This window comes from Enterobacter sp. RHBSTW-00975 (genome assembly GCF_013615235.1).
Classification (GTDB): Bacteria; Pseudomonadota; Gammaproteobacteria; order Enterobacterales; family Enterobacteriaceae; genus Enterobacter; species Enterobacter ludwigii.
This window is the reverse complement of record NZ_CP055883.1, coordinates 107715-130988: the sequence shown is the minus strand read 5'-3', so window position 1 is coordinate 130988 and position 23274 is coordinate 107715. Positions and strand designations below refer to the sequence as shown.

The following is a 23274-nucleotide window of genomic DNA, read 5'->3' as shown; positions in this document are numbered from 1 at the left end:
TTTTATGGCTTTTCTAAGCATCATTATTGCCGCGCATAATGCCGAAGATACCCTTCATGCCACTTTAGAAAGCCTTCAGAATGCGATTGGTAGTGCAGGCGATGCTGTTGAGATCATCATCTTTAATGACAGCTCAGATGATGGCACACAGGATATTATTGAAGCGTGGTTACCAAAATTACCTCATGCAACAACGCGATGTGTGGATTACCGTAACGTGGGTCGGGTCCGAAACAGTGCTGTTACGCTGGCATCAGGGGACTATATTACGATGCTGGACAGCGATGACCGGCTAAAACCGGGCAGCATTCAGGATGCCGTGGATTTTCTGCAAGCACAGCGTCCAGATATGCTACTGACGCGCTTACGTGAAATTCGTGATATTCAAAAGATCACCTCAACCTGGCAGGGTTTCGACCCTGTGGCAATCTCACAACAAGACGCGATCTCCCGTTTTTTGCGACATAAAGACTTTCAGGCACATCTGATCGGCCAATTTATTCACAAAGACCTGTATAAAGCTAACCCTATACCTTCGATGGTCTGTTACGAAGATTTCGCTGTGTTCCCCGGAATGATTATGCAAGCGCATAAAATATTTTATCAGCGTCAGGGGCATTATTATTACATCAAACGTCATGGAAGCTTATCCAGCGAACTTGACGCCAGTAAAGTCTCTTCACTTGTTGATTGCACGCTTCGCATGGAAGAAACCTTCCCGCGCAGTTTTAAACATCTCATCAATTGTCACTGGTTTGATATATACAGTAACCATAAAAAGTATCTCTCGACGCCACACTTAAGTTTGGTAAAAGATCGGGTGAGCCAGCTTTATTCGCTTTCGTTCTTTATGGACACTCATATTCGGTTTAGTTATAAGAAAAGGGTTATTGAGGCATTATGGAAAAAATAAAATTACGACTTTATCAGCTAACACTCATATTAAGTCTTATCTCTTTGGCTTTAGTGCTGGTTAGCTCTGGTAAACAAAGAGAGTTTTTCTATATAGCTATATATACTGGTATTCTTGGTTTAGCCCTGGAATATAAGAATATTAAATGGCGACCTTTCACCATTGCATTCCCTATCTTATTGATAGGTTTATTAAATTTAATATGGTATCTCGTTTATGAGTACCACAATGTAGGGCTGAATGCATACAGTGATTACCTTGGCTCTTGTAAAAAACTAATCTTGGCAAGTTTTTTGGTTTTTTATCTCGACCGTTTTAAATATTATATTGCTAATGAAAAGTTTAAGACATATTTTTTGATTGCGTCAGGGTTAGGGTTTTTATTAGCCACAGGTTACGGTCTGGTGCAAGCTTCGCAAGGAATAAACCGTGTTGAGATGGCAATCAATCGCCCAACTATAGCCGCCTATGTCTACTCAGTATTGTCCTTATCCTTTGTATATAGTCTTTATCTGCTTAATAATACAAAAATTTATATTTTTGCTGGCTTTGTCATTTTAACTTCATTCTTTGTCATTCTTTTAACAGCTACTCGTGCTGCAATGGGGCTTTATCTCGTCCTCGCTATTTTTCTCACCCTTTATCAATTCAGAAAAATTCATCTCAAATCATTATTAATATTTTTATGCATTGTTGCTGGCATAGTCATTGTTAGCTATAAGCCATTGATTTTACCTAAAATTAAGCAGACTGAGATAGAAATAGCAAAATATCAGGAAGGGCAAGATGCTACTTCTCTGGGCGCTCGTTTTTCTATGTGGGAAGTGGGTATCCATAATGGCTTTGAGCATCCATTAGGTCAGTCGATCGAAAGTAGAGAATCTTGGTCAAGAAACTATGTTAAAGATGGCCACCCAAATGTTGCTGCAGCACTAGGGTATATTAGAATTCATCTACACAATGAATTCATTGAAAAATATTCCTTACAAGGAATACCTGGCCTGGCAATACTGCTCTTTTTCTTCGTGTCGATGATGGGCTACGCCATCAGAAACAAAAATGGTCTGCTATTGACTGCCATGCTTCTATTATTGCTCTATGGCCTGACAGACGTCATATTGTTGAGTTCAGAGGCATTGATATTCTTTATGATCCTGTTTGCTCTGAGTACACCTTTCTCTCAGACAAAACAACGATGATAAATAATGCCCGCCTGGCGGGCATTATTATTTCTGGTGTTGATAAAACTCCGCCAGCGTCATCCCCACCGTCTTGTCCGACAGCCATGTAAACAACTGTTCCAAATCCTGGTACAACCCTTCAATGGCCGCATCATCTTTGAACGTAGGACTTCCGCCGGGCATAAATTCTGAAGAATGGAGCATAAACTCCACATAATCATTGCCCTGCGACAAGCACTGTTGTGCGACCTTAATCATCTCAGACGCATTTCCACCGGACGGACGCAGCCAGTTAACTGACGGGGAACGATATTTCCCACGCAGCCGATCGTAGCCCTGTTTAACGGTGTTCAGCCAGGCCGGGTGTTTATACTGAATACTCATCGGCACTTCGAGCAGAGGGCTCTTTCCCGGGCGGGAAATATCCTCTGTATCGATAAAGTAGGCATGGTCAGGGAAATGCTGATAATTCGTTCCTCCGTGACCCTGCGGCGCCCCTTTGGCATTTCGCCAGTTCACCCGTGGGGTGACGGAACAGTCAACCTGATAACCCAGCTCTATCAGCAAGTTTGCATAGCGACGATCAAACGCCCAACGCCCGGCACGGTGGCTCAGCATTTTGGTCTGGAAGGTCTCTTCCAGTAAGTGCGTCATAAAAAGCACTTTCTCGCGCATAATTTCATCTGAAAACTCAATCAGATAAGGTTGCCAGCGCCAGTCATCACCGGTGAGGTCATGTTCAGGTGGGCTGTTCCACGCATGAAGATGCATGCCAACCTCGCCCTGGCCGCGGGCAATCACATCTTTTGCGAACTCAATGAAAACCGGTTCGATCGCCATCTCATAGTTGGTCAGCCAGACCGGCTTAAAACCAAAACGCTCGCATAGCGCCTGAAATCGTGCCAGGTAACGTGCGTTTTCCGTTTTGATAACACGGTGGTTTTGCCAGAGATTATCGCCTTCTGTATCAATGGTGATGATAAACGCTGGTTTTTTCATAATGAGTCCGTAAGACGTAAGAGTGAGGGTTATGTTACGCACTCTGCGAAGCAGGAGTAAACCCTTCCAGGGAAATTCCTGACATTATGGAGAAAGAGTGCAAGTCGCCATCAGGTCTATTAGAATTGCTGACAGTATACCGCTGATAAGATGATGATGATTAACCTACTCGACACGCCTGATTTACGTATTTTACTTATCAAACTTCGACATCATGGCGACATGTTACTCACAACTCCGGTCATTCATTCGTTACGTCAAAAATGGCCCACGGCGCAAATCGATGTTCTTCTTTATGAAGAGACACGCGATATGCTCGCCGCGCACCCGGCGATCGGCACCATCTACGGTATAGATCGTAAATGGAAGCAGCTCGGCACCCTGAAACATCTGCAAAAAGAGTGGCAGTTACTCTGTGCCTTAAGAGCGCAACGTTATCATCTGGTGATTAACCTTGCCGATCAGTGGCGCAGCGCCATTGTCACCCGTTTCACCGGCGCGCCAGTACGCCTCGGGTTCGCGTTTAACAAGCGAAAAAACGCGTTCTGGCGTTTTTGCCATACCGATTTGGTTTCCGTCGCCAATCACCCGTCGCTCCATACCGTTGAGCAAAATCTTTCTATTCTTTCACCGTTGCCCGTCCCGGCTCAGCCAGACGTCACTATGGCCTACCGCGCAGAGGACTGGGATCGCGCGCGCCAGCTACTGACACAACAGGGTGTGGCTGATAACTACGTGGTGATCCAGCCAACGTCACGCTGGTTCTTTAAATGCTGGGACGAAGGCAAGATGGCGCAAACCATCACGGCACTCCAGCAGGATGGCCACACTGTAGTTCTCACCTCAGGCCCGGATAAAAAAGAGCTGGCGATGATAGACCGCATTCTCGCCGCGGCGCCAAAAACCGGCGTAGTCTCACTGGCCGGTCAACTCACGTTGCGCCAGCTGGCATCACTTATCGATCATGCGCGCCTCTTTATTGGCGTCGATTCCGTTCCGATGCACATGGCCGCCGCGCTTCAGACGCCGTGCATTGCTCTCTTCGGCCCGTCAAAACGGGTGTTCTGGTCGCCATGGCAGGTCAACGGTGAAGTCATCTGGGCTGGCGATTTTGGCCCACTTCCCGACCCGGACGCCATTGATACCAAAACAACTGAACGCTATCTCGACGCCATTCCCGTTGATGTCGTGGTCTCCGCCGCCAGGAGATACCTGTAATGAAACACCATCGTCTGGCGATTGTTCGCCAAAAATATCGTCCTGATGGCGGGGCGGAACGCTTCGTTTCCCGGGCACTTACCGCACTGAGCAACCAAAACCTGGAGCTCAACGTCATCACGCGTGAGTGGCAGGGGGAGAAGCAGGACGACTGGCATATCCATATTTGCGACCCACGTAAATGGGGCCGAATCAGTCGCGAACGTGGGTTTGCACATGCTGCGCGTGCACTGTGGGAACAGCAGCAGTTTGACATTGTGCAGAGCCACGAGCGTATTCCTGGCTGCGATATTTACCGCGCAGGGGATGGCGTGCACCGGCGTTGGCTGCTGCAGCGTGCGCGCATTCTGCCTGCCTGGCGTGCACAACTTCTGATGCACGATCGCTACCATCGCTACGTCATGCACGCCGAACGTGAAATGTATCAGGCTCCTGAATTGAAAGCCGTTATCTGCAACGCGGAGATGATCAAACGCGAAATCATCGAAGACTTTGATATTGACGCAAAAAAGATACATGTGATTTATAATTCAATTGATTCCAGCCGCTTCGTTCCGGCAACCGAAGGACAGCGCGCTGCACTGCGTCAGCAGCTCGGATTGCCTGTCGATGCCGTGGTGTTGTGTTTCGTCGGGTCAGGTTTTGAACGTAAGGGACTGGCCAGCGCTATCCGCGCTATTGCGGGCACACCCGCGTGGCTGATTGTGGTTGGACAGGATAAAGCAGAAAGTCGTTACCGTGACCTCGCCCGTTCATTGGGCTGTGAGGGGCAAATTCGCTTCCTGGGGATGCAAAAAGAGACACTACCATTTTACCAGGTATCCGATGGATTACTGCTGCCAACGCTGTATGATCCTTTTCCAAACGTCATTCTTGAAGCGATGGCCTGCGGTTTGCCCGTCATTACTTCAGTGAGTTGCGGTGGTGCAGAGTTTATTGAGCAAGGTCAGAATGGCTTTTACTGTGATGCACTTGATATCAGCAGATTGAAGGAGGCAGTCATGACCCTTCCATCTTTGGATAAGAATAACGATATGGGGCGGACAGCGCGTGAGCGCGTAAAAGAAGCGACCCCAGAAAAATTATCAAGTCAGCTTATTTCGCTTTATCAAAAATTACTGGATTAAAAATGCGCATCCTAATGATTATTGATGGTTTGCCCGGTGGAGGAGCCGAAAAAACGGTTCTCACCCTCTCCAGCGGATTGATAGAAATGGGGCATCAGGTCTCCCTTTTCTCCCTGCGAAAGGTGTGCGACTACGCCATCCCGGCAGGCATTGATTATCAGGTCATTCAGGATACGTGTAAAAAGCCCTGGAGAAAGCTCACCGAGATCCCGCGCCGGGCGCAACTGCTGGACAATGCCATTGAGCAGGCTGAGCGCAGCGGGAAGTTCGACGTCATATTCTCGCACCTGCATAAAACCGATCGTATTGTGGCGCACAGTCGTGCGCTGGATCGCGATAAGGTCTGGTTCTGCGTGCATGGCATGTTCTCATTCTCCTACCTGCGTCATCGCCACGGCCTTTCACGCTGGTTTAAGCATTACAAAATTCGTCATACCTACGAAAACCGAAACGTTGTCGCCGTCTCCGCCGCCGTGCTGAAAGATCTCTCAGAGACGCTGTCCATCGACCTTCGTCGCAAAGCGGTTATCCATAATCCCTTTGATATTCCTGAAATCCAGCGTCTGGCGGATGCGCCTTTTGAGATGCAGGGGCAGGATTACATTATTCACGTGGGTCGTTTTCATGAACATAAACGCCACGACCGCCTTCTGCGTGCCTATGCGCAGAGCAAAATAGACGCATCGCTGGTGATGATGGGCAACGGTTCTGACACCAAAATTCAACAGCTTAAACAGTTAGCGAAAGAACTCGGGATCGAAGACAAGGTTATTTTCCGCCCCTTCGAGTCCAACCCTTATCCGTGGATTAAAGGCGCACGGCTTTTAGTGTTAAGTTCTGACTGTGAAGGTTTTGGTAACGTACTGGTAGAATCCATCATCTGCCAGACGCCGCCTGTCAGTACGAACTGTCCTGGCGGGCCCGCTGAAATCCTCACGGGTACGCTGGCGCGCGGGCTGTCGGAGATGAATGACGAATCACTGGCGAAAACACTGGCCGATCTCTATACCTCCCCGCCTGTCGTTGATAGCGCAACGATCGCGTCGTTCGGGATAAATGCCATTTGCCAGCAATATGTTGCGTTGGTAGACAATCAATAATAATCAGGTTTCTTATGCAAAATTCAGCGCCATTATTAAGCGTGGTGGTTGCCGTTTATAACGGCGAAGCTTTCCTGGATCAGTTCTTTACCTGCCTTGCGAATCAACAGATCGACAGTATGGAAGTCATCATCGTCAATGATGGCTCCACGGACAGTTCGATGCAGATAGTCGAAACCTGGCGTGAAAAACTGCCGCAAATGCAGGTTATCGAACAGGAAAATCAGGGTGTATCCATTGCGCGCAATACCGGTCTGGCCGTCGCTACCGGCCAATATCTCTCTTTCCCGGATATTGATGATGTCTTTAAGCCGGGCATGTATCAGCGCTTGCTTGATATGGCCGTCACGCAGAATCTGGATGTCGCCACCTGCAACGGAAACTACGTCTGGGAAAACAATAAGAAGCCTTCACGGCCGATTTTCCCGGAAGACAAGCTGGCCTCGACAGGCGTCATGACCGGTGCGGCCTGGTTAAAAAAAGCGCTCGACTCACGCAAGTTTCTGCATGTGACCTGGCTGAATATCTATCGCCACGACTTTATTCGTCAGAACGGTTTTCGTTTTGAGCCCGGCCTGCGCCATCAGGATATCCCGTGGACTACCGAAGTCTTGCTCGCAGCTGACCGCGTGCAGTACACCAGTGAACGTTTTTACGACTATTACATTCACTCCGCATCGGTTTCCCATATGCCGGACAATGATGACACGCTGATTCGCTCGGCGCGCCATTACATGAAAATTCTGCAAATGCTGGATGCCATCAACCAGCGTTACCCGGAAAAAGTGAAAGATATCCCCGCCTGCCACTGGCAAATCGCCAAAGAGGGGCTTGGGATCATTCATACCTTCGACAATATGAAGGATGTGCAGAAGAAGTCGATGATAATAAAAGAGTTCTTCGACACGGGTATCTGGAGGCTTATCTGGAAAAGTGCCAAAAGCCCCCGTTTGCGCTGGCGCCTGGGCCGACGCTACTTCCGTTTAAAACGGTATCTGGCATAAGAGATAGCTTTACCCGGCTTAAATGCTTAGAATTTCCCCGCCGAAACTAAAAAACGGATAATCGCTTGGAATTGTTGTATACCGCCCTGCTCTACATCATCCAGCCACTGGTGTGGCTGCGACTGTTGCTTCGTAGCCGTAAAGCGCCTGCGTATCGTAAACGCTGGGCTGAACGCTATGGTTACTGCCGCAATAAAGTCGTGCCGGACGGTATTTTGCTGCATTCCGTTTCTGTGGGCGAAACGCTGGCGGCGATCCCGCTGGTTCGCGCCCTTCGTCACCGCTATCCGTCACTGCCGATCACGGTCACGACCATGACGCCGACGGGGTCTGAACGCGCATTATCGGCGTTCGGTAAAGACGTTCAACACGTCTATTTGCCTTACGACCTGCCTTGCGCCATGAACCGCTTCCTGAATACCGTTCGCCCGAAACTGGTGATCGTCATGGAAACCGAGCTGTGGCCAAATATGATTTCCGCCCTGCATGCCCGTAAAATTCCGCTGGTGATTGCCAACGCGCGCCTTTCAGAGCGCTCGGCGAAAGGTTACGGCAAATTAGGTAAATTTATGCGCCGCCTGCTCAGCCGAATTACGCTGATTGCCGCGCAGAATGAAGAAGACGCGGCGCGCTTTCTCGCTCTGGGTCTGAAGCGCAACCAGCTTGCGGTGACGGGTAGCCTGAAGTTCGATATCTCCGTCACGCCTGAACTCGCCGCCCGTGCGATTACGCTACGTCGCCAGTGGGCACCGCGTCGGCAGGTGTGGATTGCAACCAGCACCCATGACGGCGAAGAAGCCATTATCCTGCAGGCCCATCGTAAGCTGCTGGAAAAATTCCCCGATTTGCTGCTGATTCTGGTCCCCCGTCACCCCGAACGTTTTAAAGATGCGCGTGAGATGGTGCAGAAAGGCGGCTTCAGCTTTACCCTGCGCAGCAGCGGTGAGATCCCCTCCGGCAGCACTCAGGTGGTGATTGGCGATACAATGGGCGAGCTGATGCTGCTTTACGGCATTGCCGATCTGGCTTTTGTCGGCGGCAGCCTTGTGGAGCGCGGCGGCCATAATCCGCTTGAGCCGGCCGCACACGCCATTCCGGTGCTGATGGGTCCACACACGTTTAACTTCAAAGATATCTGCGCTAAATTGCAGCAAGCCGACGGGTTAATTACCGTGACCGACGCGGACTCGGTGGTCAAAGAGGTCTCAACCCTTCTGACCGACGAAGATTACCGCCTCTGGTATGGTCGCCATGCTGTCGAAGTGCTGCATCAGAACCAGGGCGCACTCACTCGTCTGCTGCAACTTCTGCAACCTTATCTGCCTCAGCGGAGCCACTAATGTCAACGCGTCTGTCGGTCGTGATGATCGCCAAAAACGCCGCCGACCTGCTTCCGGACTGCCTGGCCTCCGTCGCCTGGGCTGACGAAATTGTCCTTCTCGACTCCGGCAGCGAGGACAACACGGTGGATGACGCCCGTGCCGCGGGTGCAAAGGTCTTTATCGATACCGACTGGCAAGGCTACGGCATCCAGCGCCAGCGCGCGCAGCGCTATGCTACTGGCGATTACGTGCTGATGCTGGACACTGACGAGCGCATCACACCAGAGCTCCGCCAGGCCATTCAGGCGGTGCTGGCAGCACCTCAGCCTGGCGCGGTATACAGCATTGCACGTCGCAACTATTTCCTTGGCCGTTTTATGCGCCACAGCGGCTGGTATCCAGACCGCGTAATGCGCCTCTACGAGCGTGAGCGATATCAGTACAACGATAATCTGGTCCATGAATCCCTGGCATGCGACAGTGCCCCCGTCATTCCTCTGACAGGCGATCTGCTGCATCTGACCTGCCGGGATTTCGCCAGCTTCCAGCGCAAACAGCTTAACTATGCCACCGCATGGGCACAGGAGCGCCACCTGCGCGGCAAGAAGGCCACGCTGACCGGAATTTTTACCCACACGCTGGGGGCATTTCTGAAAACACTGCTGCTGCGAGGCGGCGTGCTGGACGGTAAACAGGGGTGGTTACTGGCGGTGGTGAATGCCCAGTATACTTTCAACAAATACACCGAGCTGTGGGCGCTTTGCCGCGGCTACTCAGAGAAAACGTGAGCCATGAGCACAAAAGCGATTTATCCGGGTACCTTTGATCCCATCACCAACGGTCATCTTGACATCATCACCCGTGCGGCATGCATGTTTGATAAGGTGATTCTGGCGATCGCCGCCAGCCCCAGTAAGAAACCCATGTTCGATCTCAATGAGCGCGTTGCACTTGCCACTGACGCTATCTCACATCTGCCAAACGTCGAGGTGGTGGGATTCAGCGATCTGATGGCCAACTTCGCCCGTGCCCGGCAGGCTAACATTTTGATCCGCGGGTTACGCGCGGTGGCTGACTTCGAATACGAAATGCAGCTGGCGCACATGAACCGCCACCTGATGCCAGAGCTGGAGAGCGTGTTCCTGATGCCCTCAAAAGAGTGGTCGTTTATCTCTTCTTCGCTGGTCAAAGAGGTGGCGCGTCATCACGGTGACGTGACCCATTTCCTGCCGGCTAACGTCCATCAGGCGTTGATGGAAAAATTAAAGTAGCCCTATTTCTGGCACTGACGGCAATAGAACGTGGCGCGCTGGGCGTGCTTCGTTGCAATTATCGGTGTCCCACAGACCCTGCACGGCTCACCCTTACGGCCATATACCTGCAGCTCCTGAGCAAAATAGCCGGGTTTACCGTCGCTCTGCAGGAAGTCCTTCAGGGTGGTCCCCCCCTGCTCAATAGAACGCAACAGCACCGCTTTAATCACCCGGACCAGCAGTTCACACTCCTGGGATGACAGCGACGAGGCCAGCCGATCGGGATGGATCCCGGCGGCAAACAGCGATTCGCTGGCATAAATATTCCCTACTCCCACCACCAGCTTATTGTCCATCAGCCACGGTTTGATCGGGGTTTTCTTCTTTGCACACTTCGCTTTCAGGTATTCCGCGTTAAATGCCTCTGAGAGCGGCTCTGGCCCCAGATGCGCCAGAACGCTGTGTCCTTCAAGCTCTTTGGTCCACAGCCATGCGCCAAAGCGTCGTGGGTCGGTGTAACGCAGCACTTTACCGTTGCTCATCACCAGATCGACATGGTCATGCTTTTCCGCGGGCAGTTCTTCGGTAAGGATGCGCAGACTACCAGACATACCGAGATGGATGATAATCCAGCCGTCGGGCAGCTCCAGCAGCAGATATTTGGCGCGACGCTGGACGCTGAGAATCGGTTTATCGCTTAACGCATGGATTTCATCGGATACCGGCCAACGCAGGCGACCGTTGCGAACGATAGCATGAAGAATAGTCGCGCCGACCAGATGCGGCTCAATACCGCGGCGGCTGGTCTCTACCTCAGGTAATTCAGGCATGGTTCCTCCGGAGTAAGATGCAGAATGCAAAAAACCCCGCAGTTGCGGGGTTTTTCAATACAAGGAGGCTAAAATTATTTGATTTTAGCTTCTTTGTACAGTACGTGCTGGCGTACAACTGGATCGAATTTTTTCAGTTCCAGTTTTTCCGGCTTAGTACGTTTGTTCTTCGTGGTGGTGTAGAAGTGACCTGTACCAGCAGAAGAAACCAGCTTGATTTTCTCGCGAATACCTTTAGCCATGATTTATTTCCTCTTTAAGTACTTAGTACTTTTCGCCACGGGCACGCAGTTCGGACAGAACTGTATCAATGCCTTTCTTATCGATTACACGCATACCTTTAGCAGATACGCGCAGGGTGACAAAACGCTTCTCGCTCTCAACCCAGAAACGGTGAGAGTGCAGGTTCGGCAGGAAACGGCGTTTAGTCGCGTTCAGTGCGTGGGAACGGTTGTTACCGGTCACCGGACGCTTGCCAGTAACTTGGCAGACTCGGGACATGTCTATTCTCCAAAAATCAAATTAGCTCGAGCTTCGTATGGGGTATCGGCGCCTCGTCAGGCTTTACAGCCCGGTCATCGCATAGTTCTATGGAACTCTCGATTGCCAGGCCCAAATGCCAAACCCGAGATTCTCAAAGGTGGCGTAGTATACGCTGACTCGGCGGTGTGCTCAAGTCCCGAACAGACAAAGATCCCGATGGATCGCGAGAAATAGCCTAAATCCAGCCATGTTCTGCAAAAGAAATGTACTCGCCGCGACCAATTATCAGATGGTCGAGCACACGAATGTCCATGAATTGACAGCATTTGATAATGCGTTCGGTCATCTCTTTGTCAGCTCTGCTTGGTTCTGCACAGCCAGAGGGGTGATTATGCGCGAGTATCACGCCGGCTGCATTCACTTTTATCGCTTCCCGCACAATTTCTCGCGGATGAACCTCAACGTGGCTCAGTGTTCCGGAAAAAAGACGGCTATGTTTTAGTACCCGGTTCCTGTTATCAAGAAAGATCACCATAAAGATCTCGCGCTCCAAATCTGATAGCTGGCTCTGGAGAAATACGCGTGTCATATCCGGGGTGAGTATGGGATCTTCCTCTTCCATACGGACGTCGTAAAAACGGCGGGCCAGCTCAGCAATCCCCCTCAGTTGGGCGAACTTCGCTACGCCAATCCCTTCGACGTGCCTAAATTCCGTCAGATCCGCCGTCAATAAGCCATACAGCGAACCAAAATGGTCGATGAGCTCTTTTGCCAGCGTAAATACCGTTTTGCCGGGCGTTCCGGTGCGTAAAAAGAGTGCCAGCAACTCGTCGTCCTTTAACAACGTGACGCCATAGCGCAGCATTTTTTCACGCGGTAGCAGCAGTTCAGTCTCTTCCATGCCTGTCTCCTTCGGTTTGCCATCATGCTGCCACAGCCACCCCTGGCGCTCGACGCCCACTTTTCATTCCTGCGTAACGCCTCGCAAACTGGCCGAAGGACAAAATCACCCCCTTTTTGGGATTGTGATAAAATGCCCGCTCTCTGGTGAAACCCAACAGGAAAGAATCATGATGAGCCTGGCCGGTAAAAAAATCGTTCTTGGCGTGAGCGGCGGTATCGCTGCCTATAAAGCGCCGGAACTGGTGCGTCGTTTGCGCGAGCGCGGGGCGGATGTGCGGGTCGCGATAACGGAAGGCGGCAAAGCCTTTATCACGCCTCTGAGCCTGCAGGCCGTTTCAGGGTACCCCGTCTCTGACAGCCTCCTTGATCCGGCCGCCGAAGCCGCGATGGGTCATATTGAGCTGGGAAAATGGGCAGACCTGGTTATCCTTGCCCCCGCCACAGCAGATTTAATTGCCCGCGTAGCAGCCGGCATGGCAAACGATCTGGTCTCGACCATTTGCCTGGCCACGCCCGCACCTGTTGCCGTCGTCCCCGCGATGAACCAGCAGATGTACCGCAACGCCGCCACCCAGCATAATCTGACGACGCTGGCCTCACGCGGCCTGCTCATCTGGGGGCCGGACAGCGGTAGCCAGGCGTGTGGTGATGTGGGTCCTGGTCGTATGCTTGACCCGCTGACCATCGTTGAGCTGGCCGCCGGCCATTTTTCGCCTGTCAACGATCTGCAACATCTCAACATCATGATTACCGCGGGTCCAACGCGCGAGCCGCTGGACCCGGTGCGTTACATTACCAACCATAGCTCCGGTAAAATGGGCTTTGCCATTGCTGCCGCGGCGGCAAAACGCGGTGCAAAGGTCACGCTGGTGAGCGGCCCGGTCTCGTTACCGACACCGCCATTTGTGCAGCGTATTGATGTCACCACCGCCCTGGAGATGGACGCTGCCGTACAGGCGCATGCGCAGAACCAGCAGATTTTTATCGGCTGTGCGGCTGTTGCAGATTACCGTGCCGAAACCATTTCCGGGTCAAAAATTAAAAAGCAAGGCGATGAATTAACACTAAAAATGGTGAAAAATCCGGACATTGTTGCGGGTGTCGCCGCCCTGAAAAACCATCGTCCTTACGTTGTTGGGTTTGCCGCAGAAACAAATAATGTGGAAGAATATGCCCGGCAAAAACGTACCCGCAAAAACCTCGATTTGATTTGCGCGAACGACGTATCGCTGGCCACGCAAGGATTTAACAGCGACAGCAACGCACTGCACCTTTTCTGGCAGGATGGAGATAAAGTCTTACCGCTTGAGCGCAAGGAACTCCTGGGCCAACAATTACTGGACGAGATCGTTACCCGTTATGATGAAAAAAATCGACGTTAAGATTCTGGACCCGCGTGTTGGTAAGCAATTTGCGCTGCCAACCTATGCCACCTCCGGCTCTGCCGGTCTTGACCTGCGCGCCTGTCTCGATGACGCCGTAGAGCTGGCTCCGGGTGCAACCACCCTGATCCCAACCGGCCTGGCAATCCACATTGCTGACCCGTCGCTGGCAGCGGTGATCCTGCCGCGTTCTGGTCTGGGTCATAAGCATGGAGTGGTACTGGGTAACCTGGTCGGCCTGATCGACTCTGACTACCAGGGTCAACTGATGGTTTCCGTCTGGAACCGTGGTCAGGACAGCTTCACCATTGAACCGGGCGAGCGTATCGCACAGATGGTCTTTGTACCGGTGGTTCAGGCAGAATTTAACCTGGTGGAAGACTTTGACGCCACCGACCGTGGCGAAGGCGGCTTCGGCCATTCCGGGCGCAAATAACCGCCCGACCGACACGTATCTCACAGCGCCATAATGCAATAACAAACCGCAAACGTCAGTTTGCGGTCGCTGTGTGGATGCCAGCCTGGCAAGTGCTTATTTTCAGGGGTATTTTGTAACATGGCAGAAAAACAAACCGCGAAAAGGAACCGTCGCGAAGAAATACTTCAATCTCTGGCGCTGATGCTTGAATCCAGCGATGGTAGTCAACGCATCACCACCGCAAAACTGGCCGCCTCCGTGGGCGTGTCTGAAGCGGCGTTGTATCGTCATTTTCCGAGCAAAACCCGGATGTTTGACAGTCTGATCGAATTTATCGAAGACAGTCTGATCACTCGCATCAACCTGATTCTGAAAGACGAAAAAGACACGACTGCGCGTTTGCGTCTGATTGTGCAGCTCATTCTGGGCTTTGGTGAACGCAATCCGGGCTTAACCCGTATCCTGACTGGCCACGCGCTGATGTTCGAGCAGGACCGATTGCAGGGCCGTATTAACCAGCTCTTCGAGCGTATTGAAGCACAACTGCGCCAGGTACTGCGCGAGAAAAAAATGCGTGAGGGTGAAGGTTACAGCACCGATGAAACGCTGCTGGCAAGTCAAATCCTGTCGTTTTGCGAAGGCATGCTCTCCCGCTTTGTTCGCAGCGAGTTTAAATACCGTCCAACGGACGATTTTGACGCCCGTTGGCCGTTAGTGGCGGCACAACTGCAATAATCTTCAGGCCCGGTAAGCAGAACGCCACCGGGCTTGATATTACACGCCGAAAGCTTCGCGATACCCACGTACCGCAGCCAGATGATCCGCCATCTCAGGCTTCTCTTCCAGATACGCAATCAGGTCTTTCAGGGTGATGATCGACGTCACTTTACAGCCATAATCGCGCTCAACTTCCTGAATAGCAGAGATTTCGCCACGCCCGCGTTCCTGACGATCCAAAGAGATCAGCACGCCAGCAAGCGTAGCGCCGTTGGCCTGAATAATCTCCATCGATTCGCGAATAGCGGTACCAGCGGTGATCACATCGTCCACCAGCATCACGCGACCCTGCAGCGCGCTGCCTACCAGATTACCGCCTTCACCGTGGGTTTTAGCCTCTTTACGGTTAAAGCAGTACGGTACGTCGCGGTCGTGGTGTTCCGCCAGCGCAACCGCGGTGGTAGTGGCAATCGGAATGCCTTTATAGGCCGGGCCAAACAGCAGGTCAAAATCAATGCCGGAGTCCACCAGCGCTTCGGCATAGAAACGGCCTAACAATGCCAGATCGCGCCCGGTATTAAACAGTCCGGCGTTGAAGAAATAGGGGCTCTTACGCCCGGATTTCAGCGTAAACTCGCCAAATTTCAGGACCTGCTTGTTAAGCGCAAACTCAATAAACTCACGCTGCCAGGATTTCATGGGCTTACTCCTCCGACTTTTGCTTTTGTACGAACAAAAAAAAGGCGACTCATCAGTCGCCTTTAAAATCAATTTTCTAACGCCGCCTTCTGCGTCGTTACGATAGATTCAATTCCCCCTCGGGCCAACGCCAGCAAGGTAAGAAGTTCTTCATGGGTAAACGGCTCACCTTCTGCCGTGCCCTGCACCTCAATGATGCGACCGTCTTCAGTCATCACCACGTTCATGTCAGTCTCAGCAGCGGAATCTTCGACGTATTCCAGATCGCAAAGCGCTTCACCGTTAACGATACCCACGGAAACAGCCGCGACCATCCCTTTCATCGGATTCGTTTTCAGCTTACCGGCTGCAACCAGCTTATTCAGGGCATCAGCCAGCGCCACACATGCACCGGTAATCGACGCCGTACGCGTACCACCGTCTGCCTGAATGACGTCGCAGTCCAGAGTAATGGTAAATTCACCCAGTGTTTTCAGATCAACGGCGGCGCGCAGCGCACGTGCGATCAGACGCTGGATTTCCATGGTACGGCCGCCCTGCTTGCCTTTTGCCGCTTCGCGGGCGTTACGGGTATGGGTTGCACGCGGCAACATGCCATATTCCGCAGTGATCCAGCCCTGGCCCTGACCTTTCAGGAAGCGTGGAACGCCCTCTTCGATGGACGCGGTGCACAGCACTTTGGTGTCACCAAACTCAACCAGTACGGAGCCTTCTGCGTGTTTTGTATAGTTACGGGTCAGGGTGACGGGACGCACCTGATTGGCGCTACGACCTGCTGGACGCATGATGAAATCTCCGGCTTGAAACGAATGTGGCTGCGCATTATACGGATAAAGGACGCTTATTCCTATCCTGAGAAGCCCCCGAAAGCTATAATCCCCCCATCTCTCCTTTAAAAACGGGAATGTCTATGATCCGCAGTATGACCGCCTACGCCCGGCGTGAAATCAAGGGTAGCTGGGGTAGCGCCACATGGGAAATGCGCTCGGTAAACCAGCGCTACCTGGAAACGTATTTCCGTATGCCGGAGCAGTTCCGCAGCCTTGAACCTGTTGTGCGCGAGCGTATCCGTGCTCGTCTGACGCGCGGTAAAGTGGAATGTAACCTGCGTTTTGAGCCTGATGCCAGCGCCCAGGGTGAGCTGATCCTCAACGAAAAACTGGCGAAACAGCTCGTCACTGCAGCGAACTGGGTCAAGATGCAAAGCGATGAAGGGGAAATCAACCCGGTCGATATTCTGCGCTGGCCTGGCGTCATGGCCGCCGGTGAGCAGGATCTGGACACGATTGCCGCTGAAATTCTCAGCGCCCTCGACAGCACGCTGGATGACTTTATCATTGCCCGCGAAACTGAAGGCCAGGCCCTCAAAGCGATGATTGAGCAGCGTCTGGAAGGTGTGACCACCGAAGTGGCTAAAGTCCGTACCCATATGCCTGCGGTCCTGCAATGGCAGCGTGAGCGCCTGGTGGCCAAACTGGAAGAAGCGGAAGTTCAGCTGGAAAATACCCGACTGGAACAAGAGCTTGTGCTGATGGCACAGCGCATTGACGTTGCCGAAGAGCTGGATCGTCTGGAAGCGCACGTTAAAGAGACTTACAACATCCTGAAGAAGAAAGAAGCCGTAGGGCGTCGTCTCGACTTTATGATGCAGGAGTTCAACCGCGAGTCGAACACCCTGGCCTCTAAGTCGATCAATGCTGAAGTGACCAACTCCGCCATTGAACTGAAAGTGCTGATTGAGCAGATGCGCGAGCAGATCCAGAATATCGAGTAACGCTTTATTCAAGCCGCTTTCTCATCATGGCCCCGTTCAGGGGCCATTTTTTTATCGGAACAGGCTATCGGCGGCAAACGCCTATAACATGAATAATTGTAATGTGAAAATTAATGTTTAACGCCATAACACCCAGTCAAACAACGTTCAGTCATTACCAAAAATAAGGCTAATGTCCTCACACAAGAAAAACTAAATCGTGACAGACCGCACAAAACGCTACCCTGTTGCCCTCAATATCGGGGGAACGCATGCTGCTACATATCCTTTATCTCGTCGGGATCACTGCCGAAGCCATGACCGGTGCACTCGCTGCCGGACGCCGTCGTATGGATACGTTTGGGGTCATCATTATTGCTACCGCCACCGCGCTGGGAGGCGGATCGGTACGCGATATCCTGCTGGGGCATTACCCTCTCGGCTGGGTTAAGCACCCCGAGTACATCATCATTGTGGCTGTCGCCGCAGTGCTGACCACTATCCTTGCTCCTGTAATGCCCCATCTTCGACGTCTGTTTTTAGTGCTTGATGCTCTGGGCCTGGTCGTGTTCTCCATCATCGGGGCACAAATTGCGCTGGATATGGGCGAAAGCCCGGTGATTGCCACTATTGCCGCAGTCGTGACGGGCGTATTTGGCGGCGTACTGCGCGATATGTTCTGCAAACGCATACCCCTGGTCTTTCAAAAAGAGCTCTACGCCGGGATATCCTTTGCATCAGCCGTTCTGTATATCGCTTTACAGCATTATGTTTCCAGCCATGACGTCGTGGTCATCGCCACCTTGTTATTTGGCTTCACGGCTCGCTTGCTTGCGCTGCGCTTAAAACTGGGACTGCCCGTGTTTCATTACACTCAGGACACCCACTGACTGGCCGCTATCTATTCTCCCCAATAAGATAGCGGCGTTTATCCGCGATAAGCGACAGCAAGCTCACGTCAGAATCCTTGCACTCCCTGCTTGCCGAGCCAGGCAACCAGGCCGGCAATGCCAGGATCATGAATAAACGTAACGAGCTGCCGGGCTTTCTCCTTTCCTGTGCCGGGAAGTGCCTGCCAGTCTGCTGCGTTACGCTCACGCATTTTCTGCCACGTCAGGTCTCCCATAGCGTTTAGCGAGGCCTGCGTCAGCGGAACACCTAATGCCATGATCCAACGAATAAAGGGTCGCTCCCGTACCAGATTAAAGCGATGCCAGAGCGCCTGCCCGCGTGCTGCGGAAAACCCCGGGGTAGACTGCAGCTGCGCCTGCGTTAATGTCAGCCATGAGAAGATATGTTCAAAATGATGCGCCTGATGCAGCGCCCGCCAGCCTGACTCACCGACTCCTTCAATATTCAGCACGTGCTTTGAACCAAGCCACGTCAGGCGGGCAAAGAACTGCTCCATACACGCCGGCGAGGCGTAAAAACAGCTCTGCGCATGATAATGCGAGGCCGGGGGGGTGGGCTTTTGTCTCTCTTCCCTCCGCCAGACCACCTTATCGAACCGCGGGATACCCTGCCCGGCCAGACTGACCTGTATCTGATCACCCGTCGCAATATCCAGCCTTTGCCAGCGTTCAACGGACCCAAGACTGACCCGTTGTACCTGCTTATCATCCAGCAGGACAGGGACCAGCGCCGCCACGACTGAGATTTTTCCCGTGCGCCCCACGGCAAAATGAATATCTCTTACTTCGGCGATCTGTGCGACCGGGGGGTATTTCCATGCGACGACCCAGCTGCCTTCTCCGGGCAACCAGTTTTCGCCGGGAGGAGCATCCGCGGACCGCACCACAATGCCGTCCGTGGCAAAGGGTAATGCCGTGTTGTGCCACGTCGAGCGCTGTTTCTCGACTGCATCAACAGTCTGTACAGGCAGGGTATAACGGGCCGTCAGGGAAAAGCCGGCTTGAGATAACTCAGACAGCGCACTCGACATCACTTTCGGCCCATCCGGCCAGGCCCAGATAAATATCCCTGTCTGGCTCAGAAGCGGACTGTCCTTTTGCCGCATCATCGCGCCCGCCACTTTTGCCCGTGCGTTCATTCCCCCCATCTGTCGCTGAAGATGGTTGTCGCGTAACCAAAAAAGCTCCCCCTGTAAGACGCTGTTGGCCAGCGCTCCGGTCACTTTTTTGGGCACTGCGGGAATTAAATACACTTGTGCAGTCCAGTCTTCACCTTTAAGCCCATCACCACGACTGATAGCCTGGGTTAACTTTCCGTCGCGATACACCAGCGTCACGGCTACCCCGTCGACTTTTGGCTGCATCCAGAGAGTGTCACGACCACGCATCCACTGGCGTAGCTCTTCTTAACTGGCCGCTTTATGCACTCCCGTATGGGCAACAGGATGTCTTACGCTCCCCGTTAGAACCGGTAAGGCCTCCTCAGAAGGTATATCGCCGAAGCAGCGCTGCCACTGCTTTAAACGGCCATTAAGCTGGTCATAGACGTCGTCATTCACCTCGCTCACGCCCTGCTTCCAGTAGGCATCATCCCAGCGTTTGACTTGCGCACTCAATGTCGCAATCTCTTTCTCTGCTTTTGCCTGAGACCACACGGGACACACCGCTGCACCGTAGCCGCACCACAACAGCATTAATCCGCTCATCCATCGCCACATCGCCACCCCTCCTTTGCGTTGGTGGAGGTATAACCCGACGCGGAAAACCGTGCTAATGGCCATCTTTCACTCTGCGAGGCGTTGTCAGAGGTTTATTTTTATTGCTGCAAAACCGCTGTAAAACCTGAAAACGGCGCGCAAAATTCAATAATGCAGGGGAAAAAGTGTGACAAAGGCTACGTCACACAGCGGCGACGTGTATAATAAGCCCGTATGTAGGACTTCTTCGTTAACACATACAAAAGACTCTCATGGCTCAAGGCACGCTTTATATTGTTTCTGCCCCTAGTGGCGCGGGTAAATCCAGCCTTATTCAGGCACTGTTAAAAACCCAACCGTTGTACGACACACAGGTTTCTGTTTCTCACACCACGCGTAAACCGCGTCCGGGTGAAGTGCACGGTGAACACTATTTCTTTGTTGATCACGATGAATTCAGAGCGATGATTGGCAGAGACGCGTTTCTTGAACACGCAGAAGTTTTCGGTAACTACTACGGCACTTCGCGTGAAACCATTGAGCAGGTTCTGGCCACGGGCGTAAATGTGTTCCTGGATATCGACTGGCAGGGCGCACAACAGATTCGCAAGAAAATGCCTGATTCACGCAGTATCTTTATTTTACCGCCATCGAAAGATGAGCTGGATCGCCGACTGCGTGGCCGCGGTCAGGACAGCGAGGAAGTGATCGCCCGGCGTATGGAGCAGGCAGTTGCAGAAATGAGCCATTACGCGGAATATGATTACCTTATTGTGAATGATGATTTTGATGCCGCGCTGAGCGATCTCAAAACCATTCTTCGCGCAGAACGCTTGCGTATGAGCCGCCAGAAGCAGCGACATGACGCATTAATCACCAAACTGTTGGCAGACTGAACCCACTTTCAGTATCATGCCCAGTCATTTCTTCACCTGTGGAGCATTTTAAGTATGGCACGCGTAACTGTTCAGGACGCTGTAGAGAAAATTGGTAACCGTTTTGACCTGGTGCTGGTCGCCGCGCGTCGCGCTCGTCAGATGCAGGTAGGCGGTAAAGATCCGCTGGTACCGGAAGAAAACGATAAAACTACCGTTATTGCACTTCGCGAAATCGAAGAAGGTCTGATCAACAATCAGATCCTCGACGTACGTGAGCGCCAGGAGCAGCAAGAGCAGGAAGCCGCAGAACTGCAGGCCGTAACCGCCATTGCTGAAGGTCGTCGTTAATTAAACCTGCGGGTCGCCCTTGTATCTGTTTGAAAGCCTGAATCAACTGATTCAAACTTACCTGCCTGAAGACCAGATTAAGCGTCTTCAGCAGGCGTATCTCGTTGCACGTGACGCTCACGAGGGCCAGGCACGTTCAAGCGGTGAACCCTATATCACGCACCCGGTAGCGGTGGCCTGTATTCTGGCCGAGATGAAACTCGACTACGAAACGCTGATGGCCGCCCTGCTGCATGATGTGATCGAAGATACCCCTGCCACCTACCAGGATATGGAACAGCTGTTTGGCAAAAGCGTTGCCGAGCTGGTGGAAGGGGTCTCTAAGCTTGATAAGCTGAAATTCCGCGACAAGAAAGAGGCGCAAGCCGAAAACTTTCGCAAGATGATTATGGCGATGGTGCAGGATATCCGCGTCATTCTTATCAAACTTGCTGACCGTACCCACAATATGCGCACGCTGGGCTCACTTCGCCCGGACAAACGTCGCCGCATTGCCCGTGAAACCCTCGAAATCTACAGTCCGCTGGCGCACCGTTTAGGTATCCACCACATTAAAACCGAGCTGGAAGAGCTGGGTTTTGAAGCGTTATACCCGAACCGCTATCGCGTGATTAAAGAGGTGGTGAAAGCCGCACGCGGCAACCGTAAAGAGATGATTCAAAAGATCCTCTCTGAAATTGAAGGACGTTTACAGGAAGCGGGAATTCCGTGCCGCGTCAGCGGTCGCGAAAAACATCTGTACTCCATCTACTGCAAAATGGTGCTCAAAGAGCAGCGTTTTCATTCGATCATGGATATCTACGCGTTCCGCGTGATCGTCCACGACTCTGATACCTGCTACCGCGTGCTGGGCCAGATGCACAGCCTGTACAAACCGCGTCCAGGGCGCATGAAAGATTACATCGCCATTCCAAAAGCGAACGGCTATCAATCTTTGCACACCTCGATGATCGGTCCACACGGCGTGCCTGTTGAAGTGCAGATCCGCACCGAAGACATGGACCAGATGGCGGAGATGGGTGTGGCTGCACACTGGGCTTATAAAGAGCACGGTGGCGAAAGCAGTACGACCGCACAAATCCGCGCCCAGCGCTGGATGCAAAGCCTGCTGGAACTGCAGCAGAGTGCGGGTAGCTCGTTTGAATTTATCGAGAGCGTTAAATCCGATCTCTTCCCGGATGAGATTTACGTTTTCACCCCAGAAGGCCGCATTGTCGAACTGCCTGCAGGCGCTACGCCGGTCGACTTTGCTTACGCCGTGCATACCGATATCGGCCACGCCTGCGTGGGCGCGCGTGTCGACAGGCAGCCTTATCCGCTCTCTCAGCCGCTTTCCAGCGGCCAGACGGTGGAAATTATTACCGCACCGGGCGCACGTCCGAACGCGGCCTGGCTGAACTTTGTCGTGAGTTCCAAAGCACGCGCCAAAATCCGCCAGTTGCTGAAAAACCTCAAGCGCGATGATTCTGTCAGCCTGGGGCGTCGTCTGCTCAACCATGCGTTGGGTGGTAGCCGTAAGCTGGCTGAGATCCCGAAAGAGAACATTCAGCGTGAGCTGGAGCGCATGAAGCTCGCCTCGCTTGATGACCTGCTGGCAGAAATCGGTCTCGGCAACGCCATGAGCGTGGTCGTGGCGAAGAACCTGCAGCAGGGTGATACCACGGCGATCCCGACGACGACGCAAAGCCACGGTCATCTGCCGATCAAAGGCGCGGACGGCGTACTAATCACTTTCGCGAAATGTTGCCGTCCTATCCCGGGTGACCCGATTATTGCGCACGTCAGTCCGGGTAAAGGGCTGGTTATCCACCACGAATCCTGTCGTAACATCCGCGGCTATCAAAAAGAGGCGGAGAAGTTCATGGCAGTCGAGTGGGATAAAGAGACGGCACAGGAATTTATCACCGAAATTAAGGTGGATATGTTCAACCACCAGGGTGCCCTGGCGAACCTGACGGCAGCAATCAATACGGCCTCTTCCAACATTCAGAGCCTGAACACGGAAGAGAAAGATGGCCGCGTCTACAGCGCCTTTATTCGTCTGACCGCCCGTGACCGCGTGCATCTGGCGAACATTATGCGCAAGATCCGCGTGATGCCGGACGTGATTAAAGTCACCCGTAACCGAAACTAGACTT

Annotated in this window: 24 protein-coding genes and 1 pseudogene; 17 read left to right on the top strand and 8 right to left on the bottom strand. The window is 52.5% G+C overall.

The genetic code is table 11. From position 1 onward, the window contains the following. The first annotated feature begins 4 nt into the window (after positions 1 to 4). Positions 5 to 913 (top strand): glycosyltransferase family 2 protein, encoded by a 909-nt coding sequence (locus HV340_RS00660; RefSeq protein ID WP_059305850.1) that lies wholly within the window; start codon positions 5 to 7, stop codon positions 911 to 913. Further along, a complete protein-coding gene (locus HV340_RS00655; protein WP_059305849.1) occupies positions 901 to 2112 on the top strand; it encodes an O-antigen ligase family protein in 1212 nt (403 codons plus the stop codon). The genes HV340_RS00660 and HV340_RS00655 overlap by 13 nt, the downstream gene beginning before the upstream one ends. A 27-nt stretch (positions 2113 to 2139) precedes the next feature. On the opposite strand, the gene HV340_RS00650 is transcribed toward HV340_RS00655, so the two are convergent. Next, entirely contained in the window at positions 2140 to 3093 is a 954-nt protein-coding gene (locus tag HV340_RS00650) for a polysaccharide deacetylase family protein (RefSeq protein WP_059305848.1), read from the bottom strand. A 150-nt stretch (positions 3094 to 3243) separates the two neighbouring features. Here HV340_RS00650 and rfaQ point away from each other — a divergent pair, with 150 nt between their 5' ends. The 7 genes from rfaQ (at position 3244) to coaD (ending at position 10135) form a co-directional block, all read left to right on the top strand. Beyond that, complete coding sequence (gene rfaQ, locus HV340_RS00645) at positions 3244 to 4311, top strand: putative lipopolysaccharide heptosyltransferase III (protein WP_181216244.1); 1068 nt, start codon at positions 3244 to 3246, stop codon at positions 4309 to 4311. Beyond that, positions 4311 to 5438, top strand: a complete 1128-nt coding sequence (locus HV340_RS00640; RefSeq protein WP_059305847.1) for a glycosyltransferase family 4 protein — start codon at positions 4311 to 4313, stop codon at positions 5436 to 5438. The genes rfaQ and HV340_RS00640 overlap by 1 nt, the downstream gene beginning before the upstream one ends. Positions 5439 to 5440: 2 nt before the next feature. Next, positions 5441 to 6538 (top strand): glycosyltransferase, encoded by a 1098-nt coding sequence (locus HV340_RS00635; RefSeq protein WP_032679322.1) that lies wholly within the window; start codon positions 5441 to 5443, stop codon positions 6536 to 6538. A gap of 14 nt (positions 6539 to 6552) precedes the next feature. Next, the gene (locus HV340_RS00630) at positions 6553 to 7542 is read left to right on the top strand and encodes a glycosyltransferase (protein WP_020882686.1); all 990 of its coding nucleotides are present in this window, start codon (positions 6553 to 6555) and stop codon (positions 7540 to 7542) included. Between the two features lie 65 nt (positions 7543 to 7607). Further along, the gene (gene waaA, locus HV340_RS00625; RefSeq protein WP_014168058.1) at positions 7608 to 8882 is read left to right on the top strand and encodes a lipid IV(A) 3-deoxy-D-manno-octulosonic acid transferase; all 1275 of its coding nucleotides are present in this window, start codon (positions 7608 to 7610) and stop codon (positions 8880 to 8882) included. Next, entirely contained in the window at positions 8882 to 9652 is a 771-nt protein-coding gene (locus HV340_RS00620) for a glycosyltransferase family 2 protein (protein WP_059305846.1), read from the top strand. Before waaA ends, HV340_RS00620 begins: the two co-directional genes overlap by 1 nt. Before the next feature lie 3 nt (positions 9653 to 9655). Next, complete coding sequence (gene coaD / locus HV340_RS00615) at positions 9656 to 10135, top strand: pantetheine-phosphate adenylyltransferase (protein WP_014168056.1); 480 nt, start codon at positions 9656 to 9658, stop codon at positions 10133 to 10135. A 2-nt stretch (positions 10136 to 10137) separates the two neighbouring features. Here the strand turns inward: coaD and mutM are convergent, their stop codons facing one another. The 4 genes from mutM to radC all read right to left on the bottom strand — a co-directional run bounded on the left by mutM (position 10138) and on the right by radC (position 12331). Next, on the bottom strand, positions 10138 to 10947 hold the full coding sequence (gene mutM, locus HV340_RS00610; protein ID WP_032679319.1) for a bifunctional DNA-formamidopyrimidine glycosylase/DNA-(apurinic or apyrimidinic site) lyase: 810 nt from the start codon (positions 10945 to 10947) through the stop codon (positions 10138 to 10140). A gap of 74 nt (positions 10948 to 11021) precedes the next feature. After that, on the bottom strand, positions 11022 to 11189 hold the full coding sequence (gene rpmG, locus HV340_RS00605; protein ID WP_003024094.1) for a 50S ribosomal protein L33: 168 nt from the start codon (positions 11187 to 11189) through the stop codon (positions 11022 to 11024). Between the two features lie 22 nt (positions 11190 to 11211). Next, positions 11212 to 11448 (bottom strand): 50S ribosomal protein L28, encoded by a 237-nt coding sequence (gene rpmB / locus HV340_RS00600; protein ID WP_002436699.1) that lies wholly within the window; start codon positions 11446 to 11448, stop codon positions 11212 to 11214. A 217-nt stretch (positions 11449 to 11665) separates the two neighbouring features. Next, a complete protein-coding gene (gene radC / locus HV340_RS00595; protein WP_020882690.1) occupies positions 11666 to 12331 on the bottom strand; it encodes a DNA repair protein RadC in 666 nt (221 codons plus the stop codon). A gap of 172 nt (positions 12332 to 12503) precedes the next feature. Between radC and coaBC the strand changes: the two genes are divergently transcribed. The 3 genes from coaBC (at position 12504) to slmA (ending at position 14868) form a co-directional block, all read left to right on the top strand. Beyond that, the gene (gene coaBC, locus HV340_RS00590) at positions 12504 to 13715 is read left to right on the top strand and encodes a bifunctional phosphopantothenoylcysteine decarboxylase/phosphopantothenate--cysteine ligase CoaBC (RefSeq protein ID WP_086462925.1); all 1212 of its coding nucleotides are present in this window, start codon (positions 12504 to 12506) and stop codon (positions 13713 to 13715) included. Next, entirely contained in the window at positions 13693 to 14151 is a 459-nt protein-coding gene (dut, locus tag HV340_RS00585) for a dUTP diphosphatase (RefSeq protein ID WP_014168052.1), read from the top strand. Before coaBC ends, dut begins: the two co-directional genes overlap by 23 nt. Before the next feature lie 120 nt (positions 14152 to 14271). Then, the gene (slmA, locus tag HV340_RS00580) at positions 14272 to 14868 is read left to right on the top strand and encodes a nucleoid occlusion factor SlmA (RefSeq protein ID WP_020882692.1); all 597 of its coding nucleotides are present in this window, start codon (positions 14272 to 14274) and stop codon (positions 14866 to 14868) included. Between the two features lie 39 nt (positions 14869 to 14907). Here slmA and pyrE read toward each other — a convergent pair whose 3' ends face one another. Further along, complete coding sequence (gene pyrE / locus HV340_RS00575; RefSeq protein WP_014168048.1) at positions 14908 to 15549, bottom strand: orotate phosphoribosyltransferase; 642 nt, start codon at positions 15547 to 15549, stop codon at positions 14908 to 14910. A gap of 68 nt (positions 15550 to 15617) precedes the next feature. Continuing rightward, a complete protein-coding gene (rph, locus tag HV340_RS00570) occupies positions 15618 to 16334 on the bottom strand; it encodes a ribonuclease PH (RefSeq protein WP_013094888.1) in 717 nt (238 codons plus the stop codon). A gap of 125 nt (positions 16335 to 16459) precedes the next feature. Between rph and HV340_RS00565 the strand changes: the two genes are divergently transcribed. Both HV340_RS00565 and HV340_RS00560 read left to right on the top strand, forming a co-directional pair. Next, on the top strand, positions 16460 to 17323 hold the full coding sequence (locus HV340_RS00565) for a YicC/YloC family endoribonuclease (protein WP_020882693.1): 864 nt from the start codon (positions 16460 to 16462) through the stop codon (positions 17321 to 17323). Between the two features lie 251 nt (positions 17324 to 17574). Next, complete coding sequence (locus HV340_RS00560; RefSeq protein ID WP_020882694.1) at positions 17575 to 18192, top strand: trimeric intracellular cation channel family protein; 618 nt, start codon at positions 17575 to 17577, stop codon at positions 18190 to 18192. Between the two features lie 68 nt (positions 18193 to 18260). On the opposite strand, the pseudogene ligB reads toward HV340_RS00560, so the two are convergent. Beyond that, positions 18261 to 19931 (bottom strand): annotated as a pseudogene (gene ligB / locus HV340_RS00555) (NAD-dependent DNA ligase LigB). A 251-nt stretch (positions 19932 to 20182) separates the two neighbouring features. Between ligB and gmk the strand changes: the two are divergent. Genes gmk through spoT form a run of 3 tightly spaced genes read left to right on the top strand, consistent with a single transcriptional unit; the run spans position 20183 to position 23270 of the window. After that, positions 20183 to 20806, top strand: a complete 624-nt coding sequence (gmk, locus tag HV340_RS00550) for a guanylate kinase (RefSeq protein WP_014168044.1) — start codon at positions 20183 to 20185, stop codon at positions 20804 to 20806. A 54-nt stretch (positions 20807 to 20860) separates the two neighbouring features. Beyond that, positions 20861 to 21136, top strand: a complete 276-nt coding sequence (gene rpoZ, locus HV340_RS00545; RefSeq protein WP_000135058.1) for a DNA-directed RNA polymerase subunit omega — start codon at positions 20861 to 20863, stop codon at positions 21134 to 21136. Positions 21137 to 21155: 19 nt separating this feature from the next. Further along, positions 21156 to 23270: a bifunctional GTP diphosphokinase/guanosine-3',5'-bis pyrophosphate 3'-pyrophosphohydrolase gene (gene spoT, locus HV340_RS00540; RefSeq protein WP_014168043.1), complete on the top strand. Its 2115-nt coding sequence runs from the start codon at positions 21156 to 21158 to the stop codon at positions 23268 to 23270. The last annotated feature ends 4 nt before the right edge of the window (positions 23271 to 23274 follow it).